Annotated in this window: 21 protein-coding genes, 1 tRNA gene and 2 pseudogenes; 16 read left to right on the forward strand and 8 right to left on the reverse strand. The window is 70.0% G+C overall.

What is annotated here, in order from left to right; genetic code table 11:
• From AC6H2I_RS29635 to atoS, 6 genes are all read right to left on the reverse strand, one after another.
• On the reverse strand, positions 1 to 849 hold an 849-nt coding region (locus AC6H2I_RS29635), incomplete at its 3' end, for an acetyl-CoA C-acyltransferase (RefSeq protein WP_497504393.1).
• Positions 850 to 908: 59 nt separating this feature from the next.
• Positions 909 to 2,273: a TIGR00366 family protein gene (locus AC6H2I_RS29640; RefSeq protein WP_497504394.1), complete on the reverse strand. Its 1,365-nt coding sequence runs from the start codon at positions 2,271 to 2,273 to the stop codon at positions 909 to 911.
• A gap of 84 nt (positions 2,274 to 2,357) precedes the next feature.
• A complete protein-coding gene (locus AC6H2I_RS29645; RefSeq protein WP_497504395.1) occupies positions 2,358 to 3,014 on the reverse strand; it encodes a 3-oxoacid CoA-transferase subunit B in 657 nt (218 codons plus the stop codon).
• Positions 3,007 to 3,651, reverse strand: a complete 645-nt coding sequence (locus AC6H2I_RS29650; RefSeq protein WP_497504396.1) for a CoA transferase subunit A — start codon at positions 3,649 to 3,651, stop codon at positions 3,007 to 3,009. Before AC6H2I_RS29650 ends, AC6H2I_RS29645 begins: the two co-directional genes overlap by 8 nt.
• A gap of 350 nt (positions 3,652 to 4,001) precedes the next feature.
• Positions 4,002 to 5,402, reverse strand: coding sequence for an acetoacetate metabolism transcriptional regulator AtoC (gene atoC, locus AC6H2I_RS29655; protein WP_497504398.1), 1,401 nt, complete (start codon positions 5,400 to 5,402; stop codon positions 4,002 to 4,004).
• On the reverse strand, positions 5,399 to 7,249 hold the full coding sequence (gene atoS, locus AC6H2I_RS29660; protein ID WP_497504399.1) for a two-component system sensor histidine kinase AtoS: 1,851 nt from the start codon (positions 7,247 to 7,249) through the stop codon (positions 5,399 to 5,401). Before atoS ends, atoC begins: the two co-directional genes overlap by 4 nt.
• Before the next feature lie 318 nt (positions 7,250 to 7,567).
• Between atoS and hyfB the strand changes: the two genes are divergently transcribed.
• From hyfB to AC6H2I_RS29735, 15 genes are all read left to right on the forward strand, one after another.
• Entirely contained in the window at positions 7,568 to 9,595 is a 2,028-nt protein-coding gene (gene hyfB, locus AC6H2I_RS29665) for a hydrogenase 4 subunit B (protein ID WP_497504400.1), read from the forward strand.
• Positions 9,592 to 10,548 (forward strand): respiratory chain complex I subunit 1 family protein, encoded by a 957-nt coding sequence (locus tag AC6H2I_RS29670; protein WP_497504401.1) that lies wholly within the window; start codon positions 9,592 to 9,594, stop codon positions 10,546 to 10,548. Before hyfB ends, AC6H2I_RS29670 begins: the two co-directional genes overlap by 4 nt.
• 3 nt (positions 10,549 to 10,551) lie before the next feature.
• A complete protein-coding gene (locus tag AC6H2I_RS29675; RefSeq protein WP_497504402.1) occupies positions 10,552 to 11,214 on the forward strand; it encodes a hydrogenase-4 component E in 663 nt (220 codons plus the stop codon).
• A complete protein-coding gene (locus AC6H2I_RS29680) occupies positions 11,211 to 12,644 on the forward strand; it encodes a hydrogenase 4 subunit F (RefSeq protein ID WP_497504403.1) in 1,434 nt (477 codons plus the stop codon). Before AC6H2I_RS29675 ends, AC6H2I_RS29680 begins: the two co-directional genes overlap by 4 nt.
• 11 nt (positions 12,645 to 12,655) lie before the next feature.
• Positions 12,656 to 14,212 carry a hydrogenase large subunit gene (locus tag AC6H2I_RS29685; RefSeq protein ID WP_497504404.1) on the forward strand — a complete coding sequence of 519 codons (1,557 nt, stop codon included), beginning with the start codon at positions 12,656 to 12,658 and terminating at the stop codon, positions 14,210 to 14,212.
• 9 nt (positions 14,213 to 14,221) lie between these two features.
• Positions 14,222 to 14,746, forward strand: coding sequence for an NADH-quinone oxidoreductase subunit B family protein (locus tag AC6H2I_RS29690; protein ID WP_497504405.1), 525 nt, complete (start codon positions 14,222 to 14,224; stop codon positions 14,744 to 14,746).
• A 126-nt stretch (positions 14,747 to 14,872) separates the two neighbouring features.
• Entirely contained in the window at positions 14,873 to 16,087 is a 1,215-nt protein-coding gene (locus AC6H2I_RS29695) for a lytic transglycosylase domain-containing protein (protein ID WP_497504406.1), read from the forward strand.
• A gap of 113 nt (positions 16,088 to 16,200) precedes the next feature.
• Positions 16,201 to 16,419 carry a translation initiation factor IF-1 gene (gene infA, locus AC6H2I_RS29700; protein ID WP_014198195.1) on the forward strand — a complete coding sequence of 73 codons (219 nt, stop codon included), beginning with the start codon at positions 16,201 to 16,203 and terminating at the stop codon, positions 16,417 to 16,419.
• 45 nt (positions 16,420 to 16,464) lie between these two features.
• Entirely contained in the window at positions 16,465 to 17,070 is a 606-nt protein-coding gene (locus AC6H2I_RS29705; RefSeq protein ID WP_497504407.1) for a Maf family protein, read from the forward strand.
• On the forward strand, positions 17,067 to 18,266 hold the full coding sequence (locus AC6H2I_RS29710) for a ribonuclease E/G (protein WP_497504408.1): 1,200 nt from the start codon (positions 17,067 to 17,069) through the stop codon (positions 18,264 to 18,266). Before AC6H2I_RS29705 ends, AC6H2I_RS29710 begins: the two co-directional genes overlap by 4 nt.
• The gene (locus tag AC6H2I_RS29715) at positions 18,263 to 18,451 is read left to right on the forward strand and encodes a DNA gyrase inhibitor YacG (protein ID WP_497504409.1); all 189 of its coding nucleotides are present in this window, start codon (positions 18,263 to 18,265) and stop codon (positions 18,449 to 18,451) included. The genes AC6H2I_RS29710 and AC6H2I_RS29715 overlap by 4 nt, the downstream gene beginning before the upstream one ends.
• A 105-nt stretch (positions 18,452 to 18,556) precedes the next feature.
• Positions 18,557 to 18,632 (forward strand) — tRNA-Phe (locus AC6H2I_RS29720).
• Positions 18,633 to 18,959: 327 nt separating this feature from the next.
• The gene (locus AC6H2I_RS29725) at positions 18,960 to 21,734 is read left to right on the forward strand and encodes a class I SAM-dependent DNA methyltransferase (protein ID WP_497504410.1); all 2,775 of its coding nucleotides are present in this window, start codon (positions 18,960 to 18,962) and stop codon (positions 21,732 to 21,734) included.
• Positions 21,731 to 23,809, forward strand: a complete 2,079-nt coding sequence (locus AC6H2I_RS29730) for a DEAD/DEAH box helicase (protein ID WP_497504411.1) — start codon at positions 21,731 to 21,733, stop codon at positions 23,807 to 23,809. The genes AC6H2I_RS29725 and AC6H2I_RS29730 overlap by 4 nt, the downstream gene beginning before the upstream one ends.
• Positions 23,802 to 25,013 (forward strand): GIY-YIG nuclease family protein, encoded by a 1,212-nt coding sequence (locus AC6H2I_RS29735; protein WP_497504412.1) that lies wholly within the window; start codon positions 23,802 to 23,804, stop codon positions 25,011 to 25,013. Before AC6H2I_RS29730 ends, AC6H2I_RS29735 begins: the two co-directional genes overlap by 8 nt.
• A 212-nt stretch (positions 25,014 to 25,225) precedes the next feature.
• Here the strand turns inward: AC6H2I_RS29735 and AC6H2I_RS29740 are convergent, their stop codons facing one another.
• On the reverse strand, positions 25,226 to 25,501 hold the full coding sequence (locus AC6H2I_RS29740; RefSeq protein ID WP_497504413.1) for a DUF2283 domain-containing protein: 276 nt from the start codon (positions 25,499 to 25,501) through the stop codon (positions 25,226 to 25,228).
• Between the two features lie 22 nt (positions 25,502 to 25,523).
• On the opposite strand from AC6H2I_RS29740, the pseudogene AC6H2I_RS29745 reads away from it, so the two are divergent.
• Positions 25,524 to 25,808: pseudogene (locus tag AC6H2I_RS29745) on the forward strand (transposase); the annotation flags it as partial.
• Between the two features lie 67 nt (positions 25,809 to 25,875).
• On the opposite strand, the pseudogene AC6H2I_RS29750 reads toward AC6H2I_RS29745, so the two are convergent.
• Positions 25,876 to 26,049, reverse strand: a pseudogene (locus tag AC6H2I_RS29750) (transposase); the annotation flags it as partial.
• Positions 26,050 to 26,193: the final 144 nt, after the last annotated feature.

A 26,193-nucleotide genomic window follows, 5' to 3' on the forward strand; every position in this document is an offset into this window, starting at 1 on the left:
ATCGACCCCGGCGGTGGCCCAGGAGGCGATGCGGGCCAGCGGCGCGACGCCGCGGCGGGCGGCCTCGGCCGCGGTCATCAGCACCAGGGCGGCGGCGCCGTCGTTGAGGCCGGAGGCGTTGCCGGCGGTCACCGTGCCGTCCTTGGCGAAGGCCGGCCGCAGCCTGGCCAGGCTCTCCACGGTGGTGTCGGGCTTGGGATGCTCGTCGGTGTCGACCACCGTGTCACCCTTGCGGCCCTTGATGGTGACAGGGACGATCTCCGCGGCGAAGCGGCCCGCCTTCTGCGCCGCCCCGGCCTTCTGCTGGGAGGCCGCGGCGAAGGCGTCCTGATCGTCGCGGGTCAGACCCCACCGGCGCGCCACGTTCTCCGCGGTGACGCCCATGTGGTAGCCGTGGAAGGCCTCCCACAGGCCGTCCGTGATCATGGTGTCGAGCATCTCCGCGGCGCCCATCTTGACGCCGCCGCGCAGGTGCAGGGCGTGGGGCGAGCGGCTCATGCTCTCCTGGCCGCCGACCACCATCACCGTGGCGTCGCCGGCCGCGATCGCCTGGGCCCCCAGCGCCACGGCGCGCAGGCCCGAGCCGCAGACCTGGTTGATGCCGAAGGCCGTGGCGGTCACCGGGATGCCCGCGGCCACCGCCGCCTGGCGGGCCGGGTTCTGGCCCTGGCCGGCGGTCAGCACCTGGCCCAGGATCACCTCGCTCACCTCGGCGGCGTCGGTGGCGGCGCGCTCCAGCGCCGCGCGGATCACCGTGGCGCCGAGTTCGTGGGCCGCCAGCCCCGACAGGCTGCCGTTGAACGCTCCGATCGGCGTGCGGGCCGCCGATGCGATGACGATGTCGGACATGACTCCCTCCTTGAGGGGTTCTGCAATGGGAAGGGTGGGGAATGGCACGCGCCGGGGGCTCAGAGATAGAGCCCGAGGACGAAGATCGGCATGGTGATGATGAGGGCGGTGACGCAGTAGCCCATGATGTCGCGCACACCCAGGCCGGCGATCGCCAGGGCCGGCAGGGCCCAGAACGGCTGCGCCATGTTCATCCAGGCCTCGCCGTAGGCGATGGCCATGGCCGCCTTGCCGGCGTCGACGCCCAGCGCCTGGGCGGCCGGCATCACGAACGGCCCCTGCACCACCCAGTGGCCGCCGCCCGACGGCACCGCCAGGTTGATCAGGCCCGACGAGAAGAAGGTCAGGACCGGGAAGGTGTTCTTGTTGGCGATGTCGACGAACCAGGCGGTGATCAGCCCGCCCAGGCCGGAATGGTCCATCATGATCTGGATGCCGGCGTAGAACGGGAACTGGATCATGATCGCGGCGGTGCCGCGGGCGGCGTTGCCGATGGCGCGGGCGTAGGCCATGGGCGTGCGGTGCAGGATGATGCCGGCGATCACCATCATCAGGTTGACGGTGTTGATCGAGATGTTGAAGCCGTTCTTCTGGAAGTAGAGGAACAGGTAGGCGATGCCCAGGCCGGCGACGATCAGGCCCAGCAGATGGCTTTCCTCCAGCCGTTCCGCCGGGGTGGCGTCGGGGCCGAGGGTGCGCCGCGTGCTCTCCTCCGGCTTCAGCAGCGCCGGGTCGATGGCCACGACGTCCTTGGGCGCGGGGTGCATCATCCGGCACAGGAAGGGCAGGACGGCGATCAGGGCCAGGGTGATGGCGATGTTGTAGGTGGTGAACAGGGTGTCGGCGATGGGGATCAGGCCGACCGAGGCCTCCATGGGGTTGCCCTTGGTGGCGGCCACCAGCGGCACCGAGCCGGACAGGCCGCCGTGCCAGGTCATGAAGCCGATGTAGGCGGCCGCGATCAGCAGCCGGTAGTCGGCCTTGGGCACGCGGCGGGCGACGGCCCGGGCGAACATCGCCCCCACCACCAGCCCGAAGCCCCAGTTGACGATGCAGGCCACCGCCGAGGCGAAGGCGACGAGCATGACGCCCTGGGCCGGCGTCTTGGCGATCGACGACAGGCTGGCCATCGCCTTGTGGACCGGATCGGAACTGGCCAGCGCATGGCCGGTGACGAGCACCAGCGCCATCTGCATGGAGAAGGCGAGCAGGTTCCAGAAGCCGTCGCCCCACAGCCTCACCATTTCCATGGGCCCGGTCGGGGTGAGGGCGATGCCCAGCACAAAGACGAGGATGGTGAGCAGGATCGCGAAGATCAGCGGGTCGGGCAGGAAGCGGCTGACCAGCCCGGTCAGCGCGCGGGACAAGGGTGGAATGGGGTTGAAGCGGCTGCCGGTGTCTTCGGTTTCGATGATCGTGGTCATGCGGTGTCTCCCGCGGACAAGGGGCGGGGCCGGCGCCGCGGCCGCGGGGCCGCGGCGGCCGACGCCCCGCCGACAAGGGGGGTGTCAGGCGGCGATCGGCATCACGGACACGGAGTCCGGCACGATCAGTTCGCAGCCGGTGGCGGCCAGCACCTGCTCGACCGTGACACCGGGGGCCGTCTCCTTGAGCACGAGCCCGGCGTCCCCCGGCTCGATCACCGCGAGATCGGTGACCACCAGGTCGACGCGGCGCGTCGAGGTCAGAGGCAGGGTGCAGCGCGGCACGAACTTCGAGACGCCCTTGGCGGTGTGCTGCATGGCGACGATCACCCGCTTGGCGCCCGACACGAGGTCCATGGCGCCGCCCATGCCGGGGACCATCTTGCCCGGCACCATCCAGTTGGCCAGCAGGCCGTCCCGGTCGACCTGGAGGCCGCCGAGGACGGTGACGTCGAGGTGGCCGCCGCGGATCAGGCCGAAGGACATGCAGCTGTCGAAGGCCGCGGCTCCGGGAATGGCGCCGATCGGGCTGCCGCCGGCGTCGCTCAGGTCCTGGTTCTCCAGGCCATGCTCGGGCACCGGCTCCATCCCGATGATCCCGTTCTCCGATTGGAAGAACACGCTGGCGCCCGCCGGCAGGAAGGCGGCGACCAGGGTGGGCAGGCCGATGCCGAGGTTGACCAGCTTGGCGGCGCGCAGCTCCAGCGCCACCCGCTTGGCGATCAGGGTCTTCTCATCCATGGCGCGGCTCCTTGGCGACGAGGCAATCCACCACCACGTTGGGGGTGACGACACCATCGGGCGGGATGACGCCCACCGGCACGATGTCCTCGGCTTCGGCGATCACCACCGTCGCCGCCATCGCCATGATCGGGTTGAAGTTCCGCGCGGTCAGCGCGTATTCCAGGTTGCCGTAGTAGTCCGCGCGCTTGGCGTTCACCAGCGCGTAGTCGGCCTTCAGCGGGGTTTCCAGCAGGAAGGTGCGGCCGTCGACCTCGATGGTGCGCTTGCCCTCGGCCACCACCGTGCCGACCCCGGTGGGGGTGAGGACGCCGCCCAGCCCGAAGCCGGCGGCGCGGATGCGCTCGGCCAGCGTGCCCTGGGGCACCAGCTCCACCTCGGTCTCGCCGGCGATCATCTGGCGCTGGGTCTCCGGGTTCGTGCCGATGTGGCTGGCGATGACCCGGCGGACCAGACGGGCGGCGATCAGCTTGCCGATGCCGATGCTGGGCCGGGCGGTGTCGTTGGCGATGACCGTCAGGTCGCGTTTGCCTTGGCGGAGCAGTTCGTCGATCAGGCGCGGCGGCGTGCCGACGCCCATGAATCCGCCGATCATCAGCACCGCGCCGTCGGGTATGTCGGCCACGATGTCTTGCACTGGGTGCACTTTGCTCATTGGCTTCCCCCTATCGGAAATGCCGCACACGTTGCAGGCCGCCGTCCCGTGTCCTGGGGTGCGCGAAGGCGGGCCGCCGGACGACCGGCGGAGACGGGACGGAGGATGGGTGTGTCGGGACCGTGCCCGGAGGAGCGCCTTTTGTGTTCTCTGCGCCGCTCCGGCCGCGAATGGTCGACCGGCATTACGCAATCGCCATGCCAGCGGCGGGCGGCGCCGGGACGGCGGGAAACCCCAGGGTTTTCGGGGTGAAGGACCGGCGGCGGGCGCGGCGGGGCCGCCGGCGGGTGCGCAGAATTGTGCGCGCTGCGCAAGATCTTGCGCAGCGCGCCTCAGCCGATCCCGTATTCCTGGAGCTTGTAGAGCAGCGAGCGCCGGCTGATTCCCAGCTCCTGGGCGGTGCGCATGCGGTGGCCGGCGTTCCGCGCCAGGGTCTCGGCGATCACCCGCGCCTCGTAGCGGGCGATCATCGCCCGCAGGGGCAGTCCGCCGGGCGGCGTGGCGGCCGCCGCGGCATCGACGGGGTCGTCGGCCTCGGCCGCCTCGTCGACCCGGCAGGCGATCTGTTCGGGCAGGTCCTCGGGCAGGATCAGGTTGCCGGTGGAGAGGACCACCGCCCGCTCGACGGCGTTGGCCAGTTCGCGGATGTTGCCGGGCCAGGCATGGCGCGCCAGGCAGGCCATCGCCTGCTCGTCGAAGCCGGTGACCTCCACGCCGTTCTCCTCGGCGAAGCGCTGGAGGAAATGGTTGGCCAGCAGGCGGACGTCCTCGGGCCGCTCGCGCAGCGGCACGGTGCGCAGCATCACCACGTTCAGGCGGAAATACAGGTCCTGCCGGAACAGCCCGCGCTGGACCATCTCCTCCAGGTTCTTGTTGGTGGCGACGATCACCCGCACGTCGCTGCGGATCGGCTCGCCGCCGCCGACCCGCTCGAACTCCTTCTCCTGCAGCACCCGCAGCAGCTTCACCTGCAGCCCCGGCGAGATGTCGCCGATCTCGTCCAGGAACAGGGTGCCGTGCTCCGCCTGCTCGAAGCGGCCGCGGCGGCGCGCCACCGCGCCGGTGAACGCGCCCTTCTCGTGGCCGAAGAACTCGCTTTCCAGAAGGCCCTCGGGAACCGCGGCGCAGTTCACCTTGACGAACGGGCGGGCGCTGCGCGGGCTGTTGAAGTGGATCGCCGCCGCCAGCAGCTCCTTGCCCGTCCCGCTCTCGCCGGTCACCAGGACGGTGGCGTTGCTCTTCGCCACCTTGGCGACCGTCTGCAGCAGCTCGGCCATGCGCGGGCTGTTGGTGAGGATGCGGTCGGTGCGGTAGCTGGCGGACAGCTCGCGGTGCAGTGCGGCGATGTCGGCGCGCAGCCCGCGCATCTGCAGCACCCGCCCAACCAGCAGCTTCACCTCGGCGATGTCGAACGGCTTGATGACGTAGTCGAAGGCGCCGTCCTTGATGGCCTGCACCGCCGTCCCGACCTCGGCGTGGGCGGTCATCAGGATGACCGCGGCGGAGCGGTCGACGCGGCGGATCTCGGCCATCGCCCGCAACCCGTCCAGGTGCGGCATCCGCACGTCCATCAGGACGACGTCGGGGCGGCCGGCGACGAAGGCGTCGACCGCCTGCCGCCCGTCGGCCGCGGTGGTCACCGCGAAGCCGTCCTTGCCGAGGACGGCGGCCAGCATCTGGCGGATGGCGTCGTCGTCGTCGACGACCAGGGCGGTGGGGGAGGTGCCTGTCATGACGGGGCCGTTGCCGTGTGGACGAAGGGCAGGCGCAGGGTGACCGTGGTGCCGGCCCCCGGCGCGCTGGCGATGGCGATGGTGCCACGGTGGGCATCGACGATGCGATGCACCATGGCCAGGCCGAGCCCGGTGCCGTTGGCCTTGGTGGAGAAGAAGGGGTCGAAGACCTTCTCCAGGTTCTCCGCGGCGATGCCGCAGCCGTCGTCGCCCACCGTCACGACGGCGGCGTTGGGGCTGGCCGCGGTGGCGATGCGCACGGTGCCGCCCTCGGGGATGGCCTGGAAGGCGTTGATCACCAGGTTCAGGACGGCCTGCTTCAGCGCCTCCCCGTCGGCCTCGACCAGGGGCAGCGCGGGGGCGAGATCGAGCGTGATGCGGGCGTCGCCCTTGCGGTCGGCCAGCAGGGTGACCTCGCGGATCAGCTCGTTCAGCTGGATCGGCCGCACCGACGGCGGACGGGAGCGGCCGAACTCCAGCAACTCGGTGATGATCCGGTTCAGGCTGTCGACCTGGCGCACGATCAGCGGGGCGTAGCCCTGCCACTCCTTGAGGTCGTCGCAGCCCTCCAGGAACTGCATGAAGCCGCGGATCGAGGTCAGCGGGTTGCGGATCTCGTGGGCCACCCCGGCCATCAGCTCGCCCAGCGCGGCCAGCCGGTCGGCGCGCATGATCTGGGTGTTGAGGCGCGCCTGCTCGGTCATGTCCTTGATCACCACCACCGCGCCGATGCGGTCGCCATGGCTGTCGCGCAGCAGGCTGCTGCTGGCGCTGAGGTGCAGGGCCTGGCCGGCGACGTGGAGCTGGACGGCGACGCCGATGTGGGGCTGCCCGCTTTCCAGCGTGTCGAGGAGCGCGCTGGTGAAGGGAACGTGCGGGTCGAACAGGGAGGGGTAGGGGCGACCGATCGCGTCGGCTCCGCCGATGCCGAAGATCGCCTGGGCGGTCGGGTTGATGGAGGTCACGCGGCCGGCACCGTCCACCGCCACGACGCCGTCGGCGATGCTGTCCAGGATGTTCTCGGTCAGTGTGCGGGCGTCCAGCAGCGCCCGTGCCATGGCGTTCACCTCGACGGCGATCTCGCCGATCTCGCCGCCCGGCGGGTCGATGGCACGGGCGAGGTCGCTGCGCATCGCCAGCAGGCCGCGGGTCACCCGCTTCACGTCGAGGGCGAGGCCGTTGGACATCAGCTGGGTCAGCAGGAGCCCGAGCACGATGCCGGTGCCGCTGGTGACGATCACCGCACGGTCCATGGCGGCGGCCTGGCGCTCCACCGTGTCGGCCAGTTCGTTGGCCCAGATGTAGCCGGTCACCGTGCCGTTGCGGACGACCGGCCACATCGCGTTCATGATGAGGCCGCGCACCTGGGGCCCGGTCTCCACCGCCATGGCGCCGGTGCGCAGAACCTCCCAGCCGGGATGGCCGGCCGGAATCGGCGTGCCCACGGTGTTGCCGTACTGCGCGCTCGGCCCGTAGGTGACGATCGCGTCGAGGGCCTTGCTGTAGTATCCGACGCCCACCCCGGGGTTGGCGGCCGCGACCTGGTCGGTGAACGCGGCGAGCCGGGCGTTGAGGAGGCGCACCGCGGCGTCGCGGTCGAGACCGCCGGGGGTGCCGTCGGGCAGCCACGGGTCGAAGCCGTCGCCGAGCTGGGCGTCGAGCAGGCGGGTCAGGCCGAACAGCTTCTCCTGCTTTTCCGCCAGCAGGGCGTGCCGCCCCTCCCGTTCCATGAGGTAGCCGCCGACCGCGATCGGCACGGTGACCACGACCAGCGAGGTGACCAGCAGCTTGGCGCGCAGGGTGGCCGGAAGCAGCGCCTGCAGGAGGGGGCGGAGAGACAGGGCCATGGGGGGTGTCCGTGACCGCGGACCGGACCGCGTGGGGTGGCACCACGATAGGCCAGGGGGGCCGCGGTCTCCCACCGCCAGGTTTGCAGCGCAGACCCCCGCGGGGGGGCGTGCTCTCGCCCCCCCCTCCGTGTGCGGCCGCCATGGCGTGCCCGCCGCCGTCGGACCCTCGCCGTCGGACCCTCGCCGTCGGACCCTCGCCGTCGGACCCTCGCCGCCGGCGCCACCCCGGCATGGCTGCCGGGCGCGAATTTCCCTTGCGCGGGGAGGGGGAAAGCCCGCTACTGTTTGGGCTCCGCTTCTGATCGGTTTCGTGCCTTGGCTCTCGTCGTCTCGGGCATTGCTCTGTTGCTGCTGCTGTCCGCGGCGGGCCTGGCCACGGCGCGGGCGTCCCGTTCCCACGCGGAGGCCCTGGTCTATGGCGGCACCGGCACGGTGTGTGCCGTGATCGCGGGATGGGCCGCGCTGCGGCTGGCCGGCGCCGGCGCCGCGGAGACCCTGATCCTGCCAGTGGGGCTGCCCTGGCTGTCGGCGCATCTGCGGGTCGACGCGCTGTCCGCGGTTTTCCTGCTCGTGGTCAATCTGACCGGGGCGACCTCCAGCCTGTTCGGCTGGGGCTACGGGCGAGCCCACCGCGACCCCGGTGCCGGACCCGTGCTGCCCCTGTTCCCCCTGTTCCTGGCCGGCATGAACCTGGTGCTGGTGGCGGACGACGCCTTCGTCTTCCTGGTGTCGTGGGAGTTCATGTCGGTGGCGTCGTGGCTTCTCGTGCTGTCGACCCATCGCGAGGCGGAGACGCCGCGGGCGGCGCAGGTCTACCTGGTGATGGCCGGATTCGGCACGGCCTGCCTGCTGCTGGCGTTCGGCCTGCTGGCCGGGGCCCACGGCGATTACGGCTTCTCCGCCATCCGCGCCTCCGCCCCGGCGGGATGGGCCGCGACGGCCGGCGTCTTGCTGGTGCTCGCCGGGGCGGGATCGAAGGCCGGCATGGTGCCGCTGCACGTGTGGCTGCCGCTGGCCCATCCCGCGGCGCCCAGCCATGTCTCCGCCCTGATGTCGGGGGTGATGACCAAGGTCGCGCTCTACGCCATCGTCCGCGTGCTGTTCGACCTGATCGGGGAGCCGCAGGTGTGGTGGGGCGGCGTGCTGCTGGCGTTCGGCGCGCTCACCGCGGTGGTGGGGGTGCTGCACGCGCTGATGCAGGACGACGTGAAGAGGCTGCTCGCCTACTCCACGGTGGAGAACGTCGGGGCGATCCTCATCGCGCTGGGCATGGCGCTGGTGTTCAAGGCCAACCACGTGCCCGTCATCGCCGCGCTGGCGCTGTCGGCGGCCCTGCTGCACGTGGTCAACCACAGCCTGTTCAAGAGCCTGCTGTTCTACGGCGCCGGCGCGGTGCTGGCGGCGACCCACAGCCGCGACCTGGGCCGGCTGGGCGGGCTGATCCACCGCATGCCGGCGACCGCCGTGCTGGTGCTGGTCGGTGCCGCCGCCATCTCCGCCTTGCCGCCGCTCAACGGCTTCGTCGGGGAGTGGCTGCTGTTCCAGGCCATCCTCAACGCCCCGGCGCTGCCGCAATGGGCGCTGAAGATCGGCATCGCCGTGGTCGGCGCCGCCCTGGCCCTGGCCACCGCCCTGGCGGCGGCGTGCTTCGTGCGCCTCTACGGCATCGCCTTCCTCGGCCGCCCGCGCAGCGCCGCCGCCGCCGCCGCGGTGGAGGTGGGGATGGCGATGCGGCTGGGCATGGCGGTGCCGGCGGTGCTGTGCGTGGTCATCGGCGTCCTGCCCACGCCGCTGATCCGCCTGTTCGAGCCGGCGATCCGCCAGCTGGTCGAGGCCGGGCCGTTCGACGACCGGGTCTGGCAACCCTGGGTCTGGCTGGCCCCGACCTCGGCCATCGGCAACTCCTACAATGGTCTGGTCCTGCTGGTCACCATCGCCGCCCTGTCCCTGCTCCTGGTGGCGGCGATCCACCGCTGGGCCTCGGCGCGGGTGCGCCGTTCGATCCCCTGGGGCTGCGGCTTCGCCGATGCCGACCCGCAGGCGGTGTCCCAGTACACCGCGTCCAGCTTCGCCCAGCCGATCCGCCGGACCTTCGGCGCCACCGTCTTCGCGGCGCGCGACCATGTCGACATGCCGGAACCCGGCGAGACGCGACCGGCCCGGTACGCGATGACCCTGCGGGACCCCGCGTGGGACTGGCTGTTCACCCCGCTGGCGGGCGCGGTCGCGCGCGTCGCCGATCACGTCAACCGCCTGCAGTTCCTGACCATCCGCCGCTATCTCACGCTGATGTTCCTGGCGCTGGTGGTGCTGCTGGTGATGGTCGCCGTGGGGCAGCGATGACCGTGCTCGCCGCCATCCTCCTCCAGGCCGGGCAGATGGTCCTGGTGCTGGCCCTGGCGCCGCTGCTGACCGGGGGCGTGCGCTGGGTCAAGGCGCGCCTGCTGGGGCGCCGCGGCGCCTCGCCGCTGCAGCCCTACCGCGACCTGGCGCGGCTGCTGCGCAAGGACGTGGTGCTGGCGGAGAACGCGTCCTGGCTGTTCCGCGCCACGCCCTACCTGATGTTCACCGCGCTGTGGCTGGCCGCCGGGCTGGTGCCGACCTTCACGACCGCGCTGGCCCTGGCACCGGTCGCCGACCTGATCGCCCTGATCGCGCTGCTGGGCACGGCGCGGTTCTTCCTGGCGCTGGCCGGCATGGACACCGGCACCGCGTTCGGCGGCATCGGCTCGTCGCGGGAGATGATGATCGCGGCGCTGGCCGAGCCGGCCATGCTGATGGTGGTGTTCTCGGTGTCGATCCTGGTGCGCACCACGTCGCTGGCGGAGATCGCCACCTTCATGATGGCGGGCGCGGTGGGGCTGCGCATCTCGCTGGCGCTGGCGCTCATCTCGCTGGTGATGGTGGCGATCGCGGAAAACGCCCGCATCCCCATCGACAACCCGGCGACCCACCTGGAACTCACGATGGTCCACGAGGCGATGGTGCTGGAGTATTCCGGCCGGCACCTGGCGCTGGTGGAGGCGGCGGGCATGCTGAAGCTGCTGCTCTACGCCGCGCTGATCGGCTGCATCTTCGCCCCCTGGGGCATGGCCGGCCCGGGCGACGGGGCGGCCCGGGCGCTGCTGGGGATGGCCGCCTTCGCCGGCAAGCTGGCGGTCGCCGGGGCGCTGCTCGCCCTGTTCGAGACGACGGTCGCCAAGATGCGGGTGTTCCGGGTCGGCGAGTTCCTCGGCGGTGCCCTGCTGCTCAGCCTGCTCGGCGCCATCTTCCTCTACGTGTCGCGCGGGGTGTGAGCGGTGACGGACTTCGCCTACGACGCGTCGCACCTGCTGGGCACGGTCGTGCTGCTGATGAGCTTCGCGCTGCTCTACCAGCGCCGCCTGTTCGCCCTGCTCCACGTCTTCACCGCCCAGGCCCTGGCGCTGGCGGCGGCGGCGGCGTGGCAGGGCTTCGCCCACGGCGAACCCCACCTCTACGTCACGGCGCTGCTGACCCTCTCCCTGAAGGCCGTGGCCATGCCGGTGGCCCTGCACCGCATCGTCGTCAAGCTCAACATCCAGCGCACCATCGACCCGGCGCTGTCGGTCGGCCTGACCATGCTGGCCGGGGTCTCGCTGGTGACCCTGTCGATCCTGCTGGTGCTGCCGGTCACGGCGGAGGCGACCGCGCTGACCCGCGAGAACCTGGCGCTGTCCCTGTCGGTGGTGCTGCTCGGCCTCCTGGTGATGATCTCGCGGCGCAACGCCGTCAGCCAGGTCGTCGGCTTCATGTCCATCGAGAATGGCCTGATCCTCGCCGCCGTCGGGGTCGAGGGCATGCCGCTGGTGGTGGAGATGTCCATCGCCTTTTCGGTGATGGTGGCCTTCATCGTCTTCGGCATCTTCCTGTTCCACATCCGCGAGCGCTTCGACACCCTGGACATGCAGTCGATCGAATCCTTCCGGGGGGAGCGCCGGTGAGCCCCGTCGCCGTCGTCGTCGGGCTGCCGCTGCTGGCCGCCGCGGCGCTCGCCCTGGTCCCCGGCTACCGGCGGGGCGCCTGGCTCAACGTGGCGGCGTCGGCGGCCACCTTCGCGGCGGCGCTCGCCCTGTTCGCGGCGGAGCCGGAGGCCGGCGTGCTGTTCCTGGTCGACGCGCTGAACCTCTACCTGATCGTCCTGACCGCCTTCGTCGGCCTGACCACCAGCCTGTTCTCGGCCACCTACATCGGCCACGAGCTGGCGTCGGGCAAGCTGGCGCCGCGCGACGTGCGCTTCTACCACGCCATGTACCAGGCGTTCATGTTCACCATGCTGCTGGCGCTCTCGGCCAACAACCTCGGGGTGATGTGGGTGGCGGTGGAGGGGGCGACCCTGACGACGGTGCTGATGGTGAGCCTGTACCGCACCGCCGCCAGCATCGAGGCGGCGTGGAAGTACTTCATCCTGTGCGGCGTCGGCATCGCGCTGGCGCTGTTCGGCACCATCCTCATGTACCTGGCGGCGCAGCCGGTGATGGGGCCGGGCATGGCGGCGATGACCTGGACCGAGCTGCTGGGGTCGATGGCCGCCATCGACGCCGGCATCCTCAACCTCGCCTTCGTCTTCCTGCTCGTCGGCTACGGCACCAAGGTCGGGCTGGCGCCGCTGCACGCCTGGCTGCCCGACGCCCACGCCGAGGGGCCGACGCCGATCTCCGCGGTGCTGTCCGGGCTGCTGCTGAACGTGGCGCTCTACGCCGTGCTGCGCTTCAAGATGCTGCTGGCGGCCAACGGGGCGGCGCTGTCGCCGGGGCCGCTGATGATCGCGATGGGGCTGGCGTCGCTGCTGCTGGCCGGCTTCATGCTGTACCGCCGGCGCGACATCAAGCGCTTCTTCGCCTACAGCTCGATCGAGCACATGGGCGTCATCACCTTCGCCTTCGGGCTGGGCGGGCCGCTGGCCAACTTCGCCGGGCTGCTGCACATGGCCATGCACAGCCTGACCAAATCCGCTATCTTCTATGCCGTCGGCCACGTCGCCCAGGCCAAGGGCACGCAGAGCATCGAGGGCATCCGCGGCCTCACCGTCAGCCACCCGGCGCTGGGCTGGGGCCTGCTGGCCGGGGTGGTGGCGATCGCCGGGCTGCCGCCGTTCGGCGTGTTCATGAGCGAGTTCCTGCTGGTCACCACCGCCTTCGCCCGCGCGCCGCTGCTGGCGCTTCCGCTGGTGCTGGGCCTGCTGGTCGCCTTCGGCGCCCTGGTGCTGCGGGTCCAGCAGATCTGCTTCGGCGCGCCGGCCGGGCCGTCGGCGCCGGTGCACGGGTCCCTGGTGCCGCTCTACGCCCATCTGGCGCTGGTGCTGGTGGCCGGGGTGTGGTTGCCGGGGCCGCTGGTGGCGTGGTTCCAGACCGTCGCGACGATGCTCGGCTGAGGGGGCGGACCATGCAGTTCGGCGAGGACCCGTTGGTGCCCACCCTGGAGCGGATCGGCCGGCCGGTCGACGGCCACCGCCCCTGGCCGCGCTTCGCCACCACGCCGGGCGGCTGGCGCACCCTGGTGGAGACGCTGGCCGGCAACGCCTGGTCCCTGGTCGGGCTGTGGGGGGAGCCGGCCCGGGTCCACGCGGCGCTGCGCGAGGACCTCTCCGGCGCCGTCGCGGTGGTCTCCCTGGATTGCCCCGACGGCCGCTATCCCAGCCTGGGCACGGTGCGCCCGGCGGCGATCCGCCTGGAGCGTGCCGCCCGCGACCTGTTCGGCCTGGTGCCGGAGGGCAGCCCGGACCCGCGCCCCTGGCTCGACCACGGCACCTGGGGCGTGCGGCGGCCGCTCGCCACGGTGCCCGGGCCGGCCGGCGCGGCGCCCGACCCCTACCCGGTGCTGCCGGTGGAGGGCGAGGGGCTGCACCAGATCCCGGTCGGGCCGGTGCACGCCGGGATCATCGAACCCGGCCATTTCCGCTTCACCGCCAATGGCGAGACGGTGGTCCGGCTGGAGGAGCGGCTGGGCTACGTCCACCGCGGCGTGGAGGGGCTGCTGCGCGGCCGGCCGGTGGCCGATGGGGCCCGGCTGGTCGGCCGGGTGTCGGGCGACAGCACGGTCGCCTACACCCTGGCCTACGCCCGCGCGGTGGAGGCGGCGCTGGGCCTGGAGCCGCCGCCGCGCGCGGTCTGGCTGCGCGCCCTGATGGCGGAGCTGGAGCGCCTGGCCAACCACCTCGGCGACATCGGCGCCATCTGCAACGACGCCGCCTTCGCCTTCATGCTGGCCGAGATGGGGCAACTGCGCGAGGCGGTGCTGCGGGCCAGCGACGCCTGCTTCGGCCACCGGCTGATGATGGACCGCGTCGTTCCCGGCGGCGTCGCGGTGGACATCGCAGCCGACGGGGTGCACCGCCTGCTGGGGCTGGCGGCGGAGCTGCGCGGGCGGTTCGCCCCGCTGGTGCGGATCTACGACGGCAAGGCGTCGCTGCAGGACCGCACGGTCGGAACCGGCGTGGTGACGGGCGGGCTGGCCGCCCGCTTCGGCGCCGGCGGCCACGTCGGCCGGGCCTCGGGGCGTGGCCACGACGCCCGGCGCAGCCCGTCCTATCCTCCGTACGACGACCTGGAGTTCGAGGTGCCGGTGCTGACCGAGGGCGACGTCAACGCCCGGGTCTGGGTGCGCATCCGCGAGGTCGAGCAGTCCCTGTCCCTGGTCGAGCAGATCGTCAAGCGCCTGCCCGGCGTGCCGCGCGACGTCCGCGGGGCCACCCCGCTGCCCCGGCGCCCGGTGGAGCCCGGGCCGGGCGGGGAGGGCATGGCGCTGGTCGAGGGATTCCGCGGCGAGGTGCTGGTGTGGGTGCGGGTCGACGGCGACGGCCGGCTGGACCGCTGCCATCCCCGCGATCCCTCGTGGTTCCAGTGGCCGTTGCTGGAGGCCGCCATCGAAGGCAACATCGTGGCCGACTTCCCCATCTGCAACAAATCCTTCAACTGCTCCTACGCGGGCCACGACCTTTAGGGAGGCGGCGTGTTCAGGCACATCCTCAAGGCCCTGGGGGGCGGGCCGGTGACCATGGAGGGGCCGGCCCCCGGCGCCGCCGCGCTGGACGCCCTCGGGCGCCGGGTCGACGGCGCGGCGCGCGGGCGGCTGGGGCGCAGCCTGGCGATCCGCGCCGTGGACGCCGGCTCGTGCAACGGCTGCGAGCTGGAGATCCACGCCCTCAACACCCCGGTCTACGATCTGGAGCGCTTCGGCATCCGCTTCGTCGCCTCGCCGCGCCACGCCGACGTCCTGCTGGTGACCGGGCCGGTGACCGCCTCGATGCGCGAGGCGCTGCGCCGCACCTGGGACGCCACCCCCGACCCCAAATGGGTGGTCGCCTGCGGCGCCTGCGCCATCGACGGCGGGCTGTTCAAGGACAGCTACGCCTGCGTCGGGGCGGTCGAGGCGGTGATCCCCGTGGACCTGCGCATCCCCGGCTGCCCGCCGTGCCCGGAGGATCTGCTGGCCGGCCTGCTGGCGCTGCTGGAGGCGGCGGACGGCCGGGTGTGACGGGGAATGGCGCCGCCGCGGTGCGGCATTCAGGACTTTCTTAACCATCCGTGCTAAGGTTGGTCCGCAGGTCCGACGCGGCGGTGCCCCAGCGCCGTTGCGGACGCCACAGACATCGGCAGTGCCATGAAGGTCGTTCCCCCGCCCGCCGCCCCGCTTCCCGAGCGCAAGCCCGAGCCACCCGCCGCGGCTGCGGCGGTGGCGGCGACGGGACCCAGCTTCCGGGCGACGCTCGCCGACCACCGGGCGCCGCCGGCGCCGGGGCGCAAGCCGCAACCGCCGGTGCGGACGGCGGAGGCCGCGCCCAGGGCGCCGCTGCCGGGGGTGAAGCCCAACGCGGCCCTGCTCGCCGCCATCGACGCACCGCCGCCGCCCGCGGCCAAGCCGGCGCCGGAATCGCCGCTGCCCGGCGTCAAGCCGCAGGGCGCGCTGCTCGCCGCGGTGGGGGCGCCGCCGCCGCCCGAGGCCAAGCCCGAGGCGCCGCCGCTGCGCCTGTCCGGCGCCGCCGTTGCCGCCGTTCCCGGCCGCAAGCCGGACCTGGCGCTGCAGGTCGCCGCGGCGCCGTTGCCCGACCGCAAGCCCGACGCCCCGGCCGCCCCGGTCGTGGAGAGCGCCGAGGCGCGTCTGACGCTGGCGAGCCAGCAGGTGGCCGGCCTGTCCGGCCACAGCTACGCCGCCATCCTGGCCCAGGCCAGCCAGGAAAGCGGTTTCGACCCGCAGGCGCGCAGCCGCACCAGCTCCGCCGCCGGCCCGTTCCAGTTCCTCGAGCGCACCTGGCTCGACCTGATGCGGCGCCACGGCGCGGCCTACGGCCTGGGCGACCTGACCCGCCAGATCGAGAACCGCCGCGGCCTGCCGGTCGTGACGGACGCGGAGGTGCGCCGGCAGATCCTCGACCTGCGCCACGACATCGACCTGTCCGCCGGGATGGCCGCCCGCTTCCTGGGGGAGGGGCGGGAGCGCCTGGAGTCGCGGCTGAAGCGGCCGGTGACCGAAACCGAGAGCCGAATCGCCTACATCATGGGCGTCGGCGGGGCGGCCAAGCTGATCCGGGCGGCGGAGCGCACGCCCCAGGCCGCGGCCGCCGACCTTCTTCCCGCGGCGGCGCGCGCCAACAAGCCGCTGTTCTACGACCGGGCCAGCGGCCGTGCCCTGACCGCGGTGGAGACGGTGTCGCGCCTGACCCACCGCATGAACACCGACCAGCGCGCCATGTTCGCCGCCATCAACGAGGCGGCGCAGCGGATCGTCCTCGACGGAAAGCCGTCGCCGCTGGGCTCATTCCGCATGGTGGGCGGCGGCGGCACACCGGCCGATGGTGGCGGCGGCGCCATCGGATGAGGCTTTTTCCATGCAATGACGGCATGGATGTGCCTCAAAACCGTAAAGCCACTTGACCCGGAGCCCCGGGAAGGTCAGTTATTGCCCGGAATCCACATCGGACCGAAGGGCATATGGCCAAGGAAGATTTGATCGAGTTCTCGGGGACCGTCGTCGAATTGCTGCCGAACGCGATGTTCCGCGTGAAGCTCGACAACGAGCACGAGGTGCTGGCGCACACGTCGGGCAAGATGCGCAAGAACCGCATCCGTGTGCTCGCGGGGGATCGCGTCAACGTGGAGATGACTCCCTACGATCTGACCAAGGGTCGGATCACCTTCCGGTTCAAGTGACCGGCCGATCCCCGTGATCGGCGGATCGCCACGCACCGTCGCACCATGAGCGAGTCACCGTCCCACCGCCTGGTCCTGGCGTCGGCATCGCCGCGCCGGGTCGACCTGCTGCACCAGATCGGCGTGGTTGCCGACATCATCGACCCTGCCGCCATCGACGAGACCCCGCTGCCGCGCGAACTGCCGGCCCGCCACGCCGCCCGCCTCGCCGCGGCCAAGGCCGGGGTGGTGGCGGCGCGCCACCCCGGCGCGTGGGTGCTGGCGGCCGACACCGTGGTCGCCGCCGGCCGGCGCATCCTGCCCAAGGCGGAGGCCGAACCGCAGGCGCGGGCCTGCCTGGCCCTGCTCACCGGGCGGCGCCATCGGGTCTACGGCGGCGTCGCCCTGGTGGTGCCGGAGCGGGACGGCCGGCCCGGCCGGCTGCTGGAACGCCTGGTGCGCACGGACGTCGCCTTCAAGGCGCTGTCCGAGTCGGAGATCGACTCCTACCTGGCGTCGGGGGAATGGCAGGGCAAGGCCGGCGGCTACGCCATCCAGGGCCGCGCCGCCACCCTGGTCCGCTGGATCGGCGGCTCCCACTCCAACGTCGTGGGGTTGCCCCTGTTCGAGGTGGCCGGCCTGTTGCAAGGGTCCGGCTTCCGTCTGCCGTGAGCCGCCGGACGCCGGGCGTCGAACTGCTGGTCGACCGTGCCGGGCCGCTGACGCGGGCCGCGGTGTTGAGCGGCGGCCGCCTCACCGACCTCCACATCGACAACGCCCTCCGCCCGTCGGTGCTGGGCGCGGTGTTCCTCGGCCGGGTCGAGCGCATCGCCACCGGGCTCGACGCCGCCTTCGTCGCTCTCGGCAGCGGACCGGCCGGCCTGCTCGGCGCCGCCGACGTACGCGGCGAGCCGGGGCGGCGCCCGCCCAAAGGGGCGCGAATCGGGAGCCTGCTGCGCACCGGCCAGCCGGTGCTGGTGCAGGTGAAGGCCGACGCCGTCGGCGCCAAGGGGCCGGCCCTGACCATGGACATCACGGTGCCCGGGCGGTTCCTGGTGCACGCGCCGTTGGCCGGCGGCATCGCCGTGTCGCGGCGCCTCGCCCTCGGCCCCGCGCGGGGCGATCTGGTGCGCCGGCTGGAGGCCATCGTGGTCGGGGAGGGCTGGGTCGCCCGCTCCGCCGCCGCCACCGCCGCCCCCGATCTGCTGGCGGCCGAGGCCGACGCCCTGGCGCTGGCGTGGCGCGCCATCGCCGCCGCCGCCGCCGGGGCCACCGCCCCGGCGCGGCTGGCCGAGGGGCCCGACGCGCCGCGCCGCGCCCTGGTGGAGCATGGCGGGGCGGCGCTCGGCCGGATCGAGGTCGAGGGGGCGGCGATGGCCGCCGAGGTCGCCCGGTGGTGCGCGGAGCGGGCGCCCGACCTCGCCCCCTGCGTCGTGCCCTACGGTGGCCGCCCCGGCCTGTTCGACCTGCGCGACGTCGACGGGGAGATCGCCACCCTGCTGGGCCCGCGGGTGCCCCTGTCGGCCGGCGGCTCGCTGGTGATCGAGCCCACCGAGGCGCTGACGGTGGTCGACGTCAACGCCGGCGAGCGCGGCAACCCCCTGGACGCGAACCTGGAGGCGGCGGCGGAGATCGCCCGCCAGATCCGGCTGCGCAACGTCGGCGGCATCGTCGTCGTCGATTTCGTCAACATGCGGGGCCGCGGCGAGGCCGAGCGGGTGCTGAACGCCCTGGCCGGCGCCGTCGCCGACGACCCCGCCCAGACCCAGGTCTACGGCATGTCCAAGCTGGGCCTGGTGGAGATGACCCGGGCGCGGCGCGGCGCGGCGCTGGCCGCCCTGATCGCCACCGAGGGAGAGGGCACATGAGCGACACCACCGGGGCCGGTCCGGCCTGCCCGATCTGCCGCCGTCCGTCGCGGCCGGCGTTCCGGCCCTTCTGCTCGAAGCGCTGCGCCGACGTCGACCTCGGCCGCTGGCTGGGGGCGGTCTACCGGGTGGAAACGGACGAGCCGCCGGAGGAGCCGGAGGCGGCGGACGACGGCCGCGACTAGGCTGTGGTCCGCTGCGGATTGGGGCTGGACAGGCCCCGGAATATTGCCTATAAGCACGGCCTCGACGCGCCGCGGGGCCCCCAAGCCCCGCCCGGCGGTCCGGATGCCCAGGTAGCTCAGTTGGTAGAGCAGGGGACTGAAAATCCCCGTGTCGGCGGTTCGACTCCGTCCCTGGGCACCATTCTCCCTTGAGTGTCAGTGACGTTCGACGACGATGCGTTGGCTGTTCGGGTGCAGGCCGGGGCGGGCAGCCCATGGGCATTCCCCGTCGCGGACCGCTGCGACGCGTCGCCCACCTTGGGAAAACAATCGGACAACGACGGCGATCGCCCCCACCGTGACAGCGGCGCGATCAGGTGGTGGTGGCACGCGTGGCACCGGTCCACCGGTGCGTGAGCATGCCGGTGAAACGGTCTCTGGCGCCCGGGCATGAGCGTGCTATCAAGCATCCGGGTTCACTGGGCTTGGGTCCCGCGCTGACGTCCGGCGCATTGGCTTTTGGGGTGCCATGAACGCGGTCGAAATCGAACAAGCCGTCTCCGCGCTCGCCGAGCAGCCGTTCGACGCGGGCGAGTTTCCGTTCGCGTTCCTCCGTGCCTTCGGCAACAAGGAAACGACGATCAAGCGGCTGCGCAAGGGGGAGTCCAACAAGTCCGATCACGTCGGCCCCTGGGGCGGCGTTCTACAGACTAACAACATCCACATTGCCGTCGCCGCACCCGGCGAGGTGACGGAGACGCTGGCCGCGCTGAAGGCCAGCCCGACGACCGCGCGGGCCAAGGCGAAGTTCGTCCTGGCGACCGATGGTGACATGTTCGAGGCCGAGGATGTCGCGTCGGGCGAGACGGTCGCCTGCGCCTATGCCGACGTCCCCAACCATTTCGGCTTTTTCCTGCCGCTGGCCGGCATCACCACCGTCAAGCAGATCCGCGACAGCTCCTTCGACATCCGCGCGACGAGTCGCCTGAACCGGCTGTATGTCGAACTGCTGAAGGACAACCCGGACTGGGCGGCGGCCGACCGCCGTCCCGACATGAACCACTTCATGGCCCGGCTGATCTTCTGCTTCTTCGCCGAGGACACCGACATTTTCCGCAGCGCCGACCTGTTCACGGCGACGGTGGACCAGATGAGCGCGCGGGACTCGTCCAACACCGATTTTGTGATCGGCGAGATCTTCCGGGCGATGAACACGCCCATCCCGGATCGGGCGGCGGCGGGGCTGCGCCCGTGGGCCGACGTGTTCCCCTATGTCAATGGCGGGTTGTTTTCCGGGCGGCTCGACGTCCCGCGTTTCAGCCGGATCGCGCGGTCCTATCTCCTTCATATCGGCGGGCTGGACTGGCGCAAGATCAACCCGGACATCTTCGGCTCGATGATCCAGGCGGTGGCGGAGGACGAGGAGCGCGGCGCGCTCGGCATGCACTACACCAGCGTTCCCAACATCCTGAAGGTGCTGAACCCGCTGTTCCTCGACGACCTGCGCGCCCGCCTGGACGAGGCGGGCGACAACCCGCGCATGCTGCTGAATCTGCGCAAGCGCATGGCGCGCATCCGGGTGTTCGATCCGGCCTGCGGCTCCGGCAATTTCCTGGTCATCGCGTACAAGGAGATGCGGGCCATCGAGGCGGAGATCAACCGGCGGCGCGGCGAGTCCGACCGCAAGTCCGACATCCCGCTGACCAATTTCCGGGGCATCGAGCTGCGGGACTTCCCGGCGGAGATCGCGCGCCTCGCCCTCATCATCGCCGAGTACCAGTGCGACGTGCTGTACCGTGGGCAAAAGCTGGCGCTGGCCGAGTTCCTGCCGCTCGACGCCGAGAACTGGATCGTCTGCGGCAACGCATTGCGGCTGGATTGGCTGAGCGTCTGCCCGCCCACGGGAACCGGCGTGAAGCACCTCGCCGACGACCTGTTTCACACACCGCTCGTTCAGGCACAGATCGACTTCGAGAACGAAGGCGGAGAGACGTATATTTGCGGGAACCCGCCGTACCGCGGAAGTTCGTGGCAGACAATTGAGCAAAAAGCCGACCTGGAATATGTGTGCGGCGGAGATGTAAAGTCTTGGAAGAGCCTCGATTATATCGCTGGATGGTTCGTGAAGGCTGCGCGGTACCTGAATTTTGCAGCGGCCCGATTCAGCTTCGTCGCTACAAAATCCATATGTGAAGGCGAGCAAGCTCCAATTCTTTGGGCGTTTGTTTTCGAGCGAAAGCTGGAAATTGAATTCGCGCATACGCCTTTTAATTGGGCGAACTTGGCATCAAACAAGGCCGGCGTGACCGTTGTGGTTGTCGGAGTTGGGAAGGGCGAAATTGAAAAGAGAATATACGAGGGCGAGACGTATCGAATAGTCAACTTAATAGGGCCATATCTGGCGCCTGGTTCCCAGACGATTGTATCGAAATCAATGCGTCCCATTGGCCCGCAATTCAAAATGCTGAGAGGAAATATGCCAACGGACGGTGGCAACTTTCTCTTATCTGCCGAAGAAGTTCGTGTGCCCTCCTTGCAAGGCATCTTCTCTAGCGGATTCATTAGGCCATTTATGGGGGCAAACGAGGTTCTGAACGGGAGGCCTCGCTTTTGCATATGGATTGAGGAGCGCGATCTAGATCGCGCAATGGAAATACCCTTTATCCATCAAAGGGTGGAAAATGTGCGCGAAATGCGCAGAAATAGCAGTGCACCTACGACTAGAAATACCAGAGTACCGCCTCATCGATTCATGCAAATAGAAGGCGTAGCAGACGAGCATACAATAGCAATTCCTGCAATTACTTCTGAGCATCGGGAATTTTTGCCGACCGATCTGCTTCCGAATACAGTAATACTGTCGAACAAGTGCTACGCACTCTACGATGCCCCTTTGTGGAATCTCGCGATTGCAACGTCGAAATTGCATCGCGTTTGGATTGGAACTGTATGTGCCCGAATGCGGTCAGATTTCTCGTATTCCAACACCCTGGGTTGGAATACTTTTCCGGTTCCGACGCTTACAGATAAGAACAAAGCCGATCTGACCCGCTCTGCCGAGGACATCCTGTTGGTGCGCGAGGCGCATTTCCCGGCGACAATTGCCGACCTGTATGATCCGGAGCAGATGCCCGCCGACCTGCGCGAGGCGCATGAGCGCAACGACGAGGTGCTGGAGCGCATCTTTATCGGCCGTCGGTTCCGCAACGACACCGAGCGGCTGGAAAAACTGTTCGAGCTGTACACGAAAATGGCGACGGGGCAAGGTAAGGTGAAGAAAAATAAGCTGGAGGTGCAGGCGTGACGAGCAGCAACACATCGGTTCCCTCCGTCTCCGTCACCTACGCCCGCACGGGCAGCTCGACCAAGGCGAACGCCCTGGGCATGCGGCCGATGCAGGAGCGCGCCTATGAGAAGCGGGGCGAGCAATACCTCCTCATCAAGTCGCCCCCGGCGTCCGGCAAGAGCCGCGCGCTCATGTTCATCGCCCTCGACAAGCTCCACAATCAGGGGCTTCGGCAGGCGATCATCGTGGTGCCGGAACGGTCCATTGGCTCCAGCTTCAACGACGAACCCCTGTCCCGGTTCGGCTTCTGGGCCGACTGGACGGTGGCGCCGAAATGGAACCTCTGCAACGCGCCGGGGTCCGACAACGGCGGCAAGGTCGCGTCGGTCGAAGCGTTCCTGAACAGCGACGACAGTGTGCTGGTCTGCACCCACGCCACCTTCCGCTTCGCGGTGGACCGGTTCGGGGTGGAGGCGTTCGACGACCGGCTGATCGCGGTCGACGAGTTCCATCACGTCTCCGCCAATCCCGACAACAAGCTGGGCCTGCATCTCGGGGCGTTCATCGCCCGCGACCGCGTGCACATCGTGGCGATGACCGGGTCCTATTTCCGCGGCGACGCCGAAGCCGTCCTGTCGCCGCAGGACGAGTCGCGCTTCGATACCGTCACCTACACCTACTATGAACAGCTCAACGGCTACGAGTTTCTCAAGCAGCTCGACATCGGTTACTTCTTCTACAACGGGCCCTACGCCGACGACATCCTGAAGGTGCTCGACCCCGCCGAGAAGACCATCGTCCACATCCCGAGCGTCAATTCCCGCGAAAGCATGGGTGACAAGATCAAGGAGGTCGAGCACATCCTCCAGGCACTGGGGGACTGGCAGGGCACGGACCCGGCGACCGGCTTCCAGCAGGTCAAGACCGCCGATGGCCGCGTCCTGCGCATCGCCGACCTCGTGGACGACGATCCCGCCAAACGCGACCGCGTGTCCGCCGCGCTGAAGGATCCGGCGCGCAAGAACGACCGCGACCATGTGGACATCATCATCGCGCTGGGCATGGCGAAGGAGGGCTTCGACTGGATCTGGTGCGAGCATGCGCTGACGGTCGGCTACCGGTCGAGTCTCACCGAGATCGTGCAGATCATCGGCCGCGCCACGCGCGATGCGCCGGGCAAGCTCCGCGCCCGCTTCACCAATCTGATCGCCGAGCCCGACGCATCGGAGGACGCCGTCACCGAGGCCGTGAACGACACGCTGAAGGCGATCGCCGCCAGTCTGCTGATGGAGCAGGTGCTCGCACCCCGCTTCGCGTTCCGGCCGAAGGCGCCGCAGAGCGGGCCGACGCCGGACTTCGACTATGGCGAGGGCGGCTACGACCCGAAACGGACCAACGTCGGCTTCAACGAGGACACCGGCCAGTTCGAGATCGAGATCAAGGGCCTGGTCGCGCCGAAGAGCGACGAGGCGCAGCGCATCTGCCAGCAGGACTTGAACGAGGTGATCGCCGCCTTCGTCCAGGACAAGCCGTCGGTCGAGCGCGGGCTGTTCGATCCCGAACTGGTGCCGGAGGAGCTGACCCAGCTCCGCATGGGCAAGATCATCAAGGACAAGTACCCGGACCTGGATGAGGAGGATCGGGAGGCGGTGCGTCAGCACGCCGTCGCCGCGCTGAACCTCGCCCAGAAGGCGAAGGAGGTCGCCCTGGGGGGAGGCGGCGCGGCCGGTGGCGCGGAGCGCGGCGAGACGGGCTCGGGCACCGCCTTCGTCGATGGCGTGCGCAAGTACGTCACGGACGTGCGCGAGTTGGACATCGACCTGATCGACCGCATCAACCCCTTCGGCGAGGCCTATGCCATCCTAGCCAAGACCATGAGCGAGGAGAGCTTGAAGCAGGTCGCCGCCGTGATCGGGGCCAAGCGGATCACCCTGACCATGGAGGAGGCGCGCCAGCTCGCCAAGCGCGCGTTGGTCTTCAAGCAGGAGCGCGGCCGGCTGCCCTCGATCACGTCGCCCGACGCCTGGGAGAAGCGCATGGCCGAGGGGGTGGCCTTCCTTCAGCGCATGAAGGCGGAGGCGGCCCGTGGCTAAGGACTTCACCGACGAGGACGACGCGCTCCTCGCCGAGCTGGGCGCCGACGTCGAAACGAAGGCGGCGTCGAGTCGGACGCCCCGCGATGAGCGGATCATCGCCGGCTTCGAGGACATCCAGCGTTTCGTCGAGCGGCATGGCCGCGCCCCACAGCACGGTGAGGATCGCGACATCTTTGAACGGCTCTACGCCGTGCGGCTCGACCGCCTGCGCGACCAGGAGGAATGCCGGCGGGTGATTGAACCCTTCGATCATCAAGGGCTTCTCGGCGGGGCGCTGTCGGACCCGGTCGACGCGACCGACGCCCTCGACGATGACGCGCTTCTCGCGCAGCTCGGCGTCGACGACGCCGCGCCCGGTGACATCACGCAGCTTCGTCATGTCCGATCGGTGGCGGAAAAGCGTGCCGCCGAAGACATCGCCAATCGACAGCCATGCGCCGACTTCGTCACGTTCAAGCCGCTGTTCGAGCAGGTGCAGAGGGAGCTCAGCGCCGGTGTGCGGCAAACCCGGCGCTTCGTGAAGGACGCCGGATTCCTCAAGGCGGAGATCAAAGCCGGTCAGTTCTTCGTGCTGGGCGGGCAAACCGCCTACGTGGCGGATGTGGGGGAGCCCATCAAGGCACCGAACGGTGAAACGGACGCGCGGCTGCGGGTCATCTATTCCAATGGAACCGAAAGCGATCTGCTTGTGCGCTCCCTACAGCGCGCTCTCTACAAGGACGAGGCCGGCCGACGGATCAGCGAGCCCGTTGCCGGCCCGTTGTTCGCCGACCAGGACGAAGAGGGGGACGAGGCGAGCGGCACCGTCTATGTGCTGCGCAGCCGATCGGACCACGCCACCGTCGCCGCCCATCGGGAGGTGCTGCACAAGATCGGGGTCACCGGAGGGGACATCGCCCGCCGCCTGGCCAATGCGAAGCTCGACCCGACGTTCCTGATGGCCGAGGTGGACATCGTCGCCACCTACGAACTGTTCAACATCAACCGCCACCGCCTCGAAAACCTGATTCATCGCATCTTCGGTGCCGCCCGGCTCGACATCGTGATCAAGGACCGCTTCGGCCAGCCGGTCATTCCGCGCGAATGGTTTCTCGTTCCCCTGTTCGTGATCGACGAGGCGATGGAGCGGATCAGGAACGGCACCATAACCGGGTACACCTACGACCCGACCACGGCGTCGCTCGTCAACGTGGGAGAATAAAGGGTGGCCGCGGCGACGCGCGGAATGATCCCACATGAACCTCGCCGTCGGCACGGACAGCCGGCCTGACCGCGCCGCCTGTCGTAGCAGAACCGGGCACGCCTCGCGGCTGGGCTTGGGCGGGCGGCCGGTGGGCCACAGTCGTCATCATCAAATGTGAAGCGACAACCCCCGCGCCGGCTGTCCGCCCCCGTCCCTGGGCACCATATCCTTCAAGAATAACAGTGACTTGCGAGCTGGTTGATCGCGCCGGATGATGCCGGGGCGAGCGGGCCGGGCTGCGTGTCGGGCGCCGTGCCCGCCCATGGCGAGGGCGAAGACGACACCGCGATCTTGAACTGGACCGACGACACGTCTTCGACCCGAGTCGACGCGTCCAGGATTTCCAACCCGACCAGCGCGCCCGCGTCGTCGTAGTCGAGGATAGAGCCGGCCTGGGGAATCTGGACAGTCTGCTGAGTGGATTTTCTGCCTGAACGCGGCGACAATCGCCGCCTATCAGGAGCACACATGACGAAACGGACCCGCCGGAACCACACACCGGCCTTCAAGGCGAAGGTGGCGTTGGCCGCGATCAAAGGTGAAAAGACCTTGGCCGAGTTGGCGAAGGAGTTTGACGTTCATCCGAACCAGATTACGACCTGGAAGGGGCAGCTTCTGGAAGGCGCCGCAGGCGTTTTCGGCGGCAGCGCGGCAGAAGCGGCTTCGGCGCCGGTCGATTTGAAGGTCTTGCATGCCAAGATTGGGCAACTGGCTTTGGAGAATGATTTTTTGGCCGGCGCGCTCAGCAAAGGTCGTGCCCCGGGGCGTGGTGTAGGAGTTGGGGCGCTGGTCTGGTCTCCGGCTCGTCTGGCCGGGATGGTCAGGCAGCCACAGCGGGCAGGCTGACGAGGGGATCATCGCCGAGTGGGGCGATGGTTTCCAGCGTCACGTAGCGCGAGCGCTGGACGGCCCATTCGTCGTTCTGCTCCAGCAGGATGGCGCCGATGAGACGGGTGATCGCCGCCTCGTTGGGAAAGATGCCGACGATCTCGGTGTGAACCGCCCCGGGTTTCCCGGAGGCCATTTGGCTTGAGTCACGCCGCCATGGCGACGCCCTCGGTTTGAGCATAGTAGCGCGCTTCGGCCTCGGCGGGAGGAATGTTGCCGATGGGTTCGAGCAGGCGCCGGTGATTGAACC

It is taken from the genome of Azospirillum sp. NS33 (genome assembly GCF_059703765.1).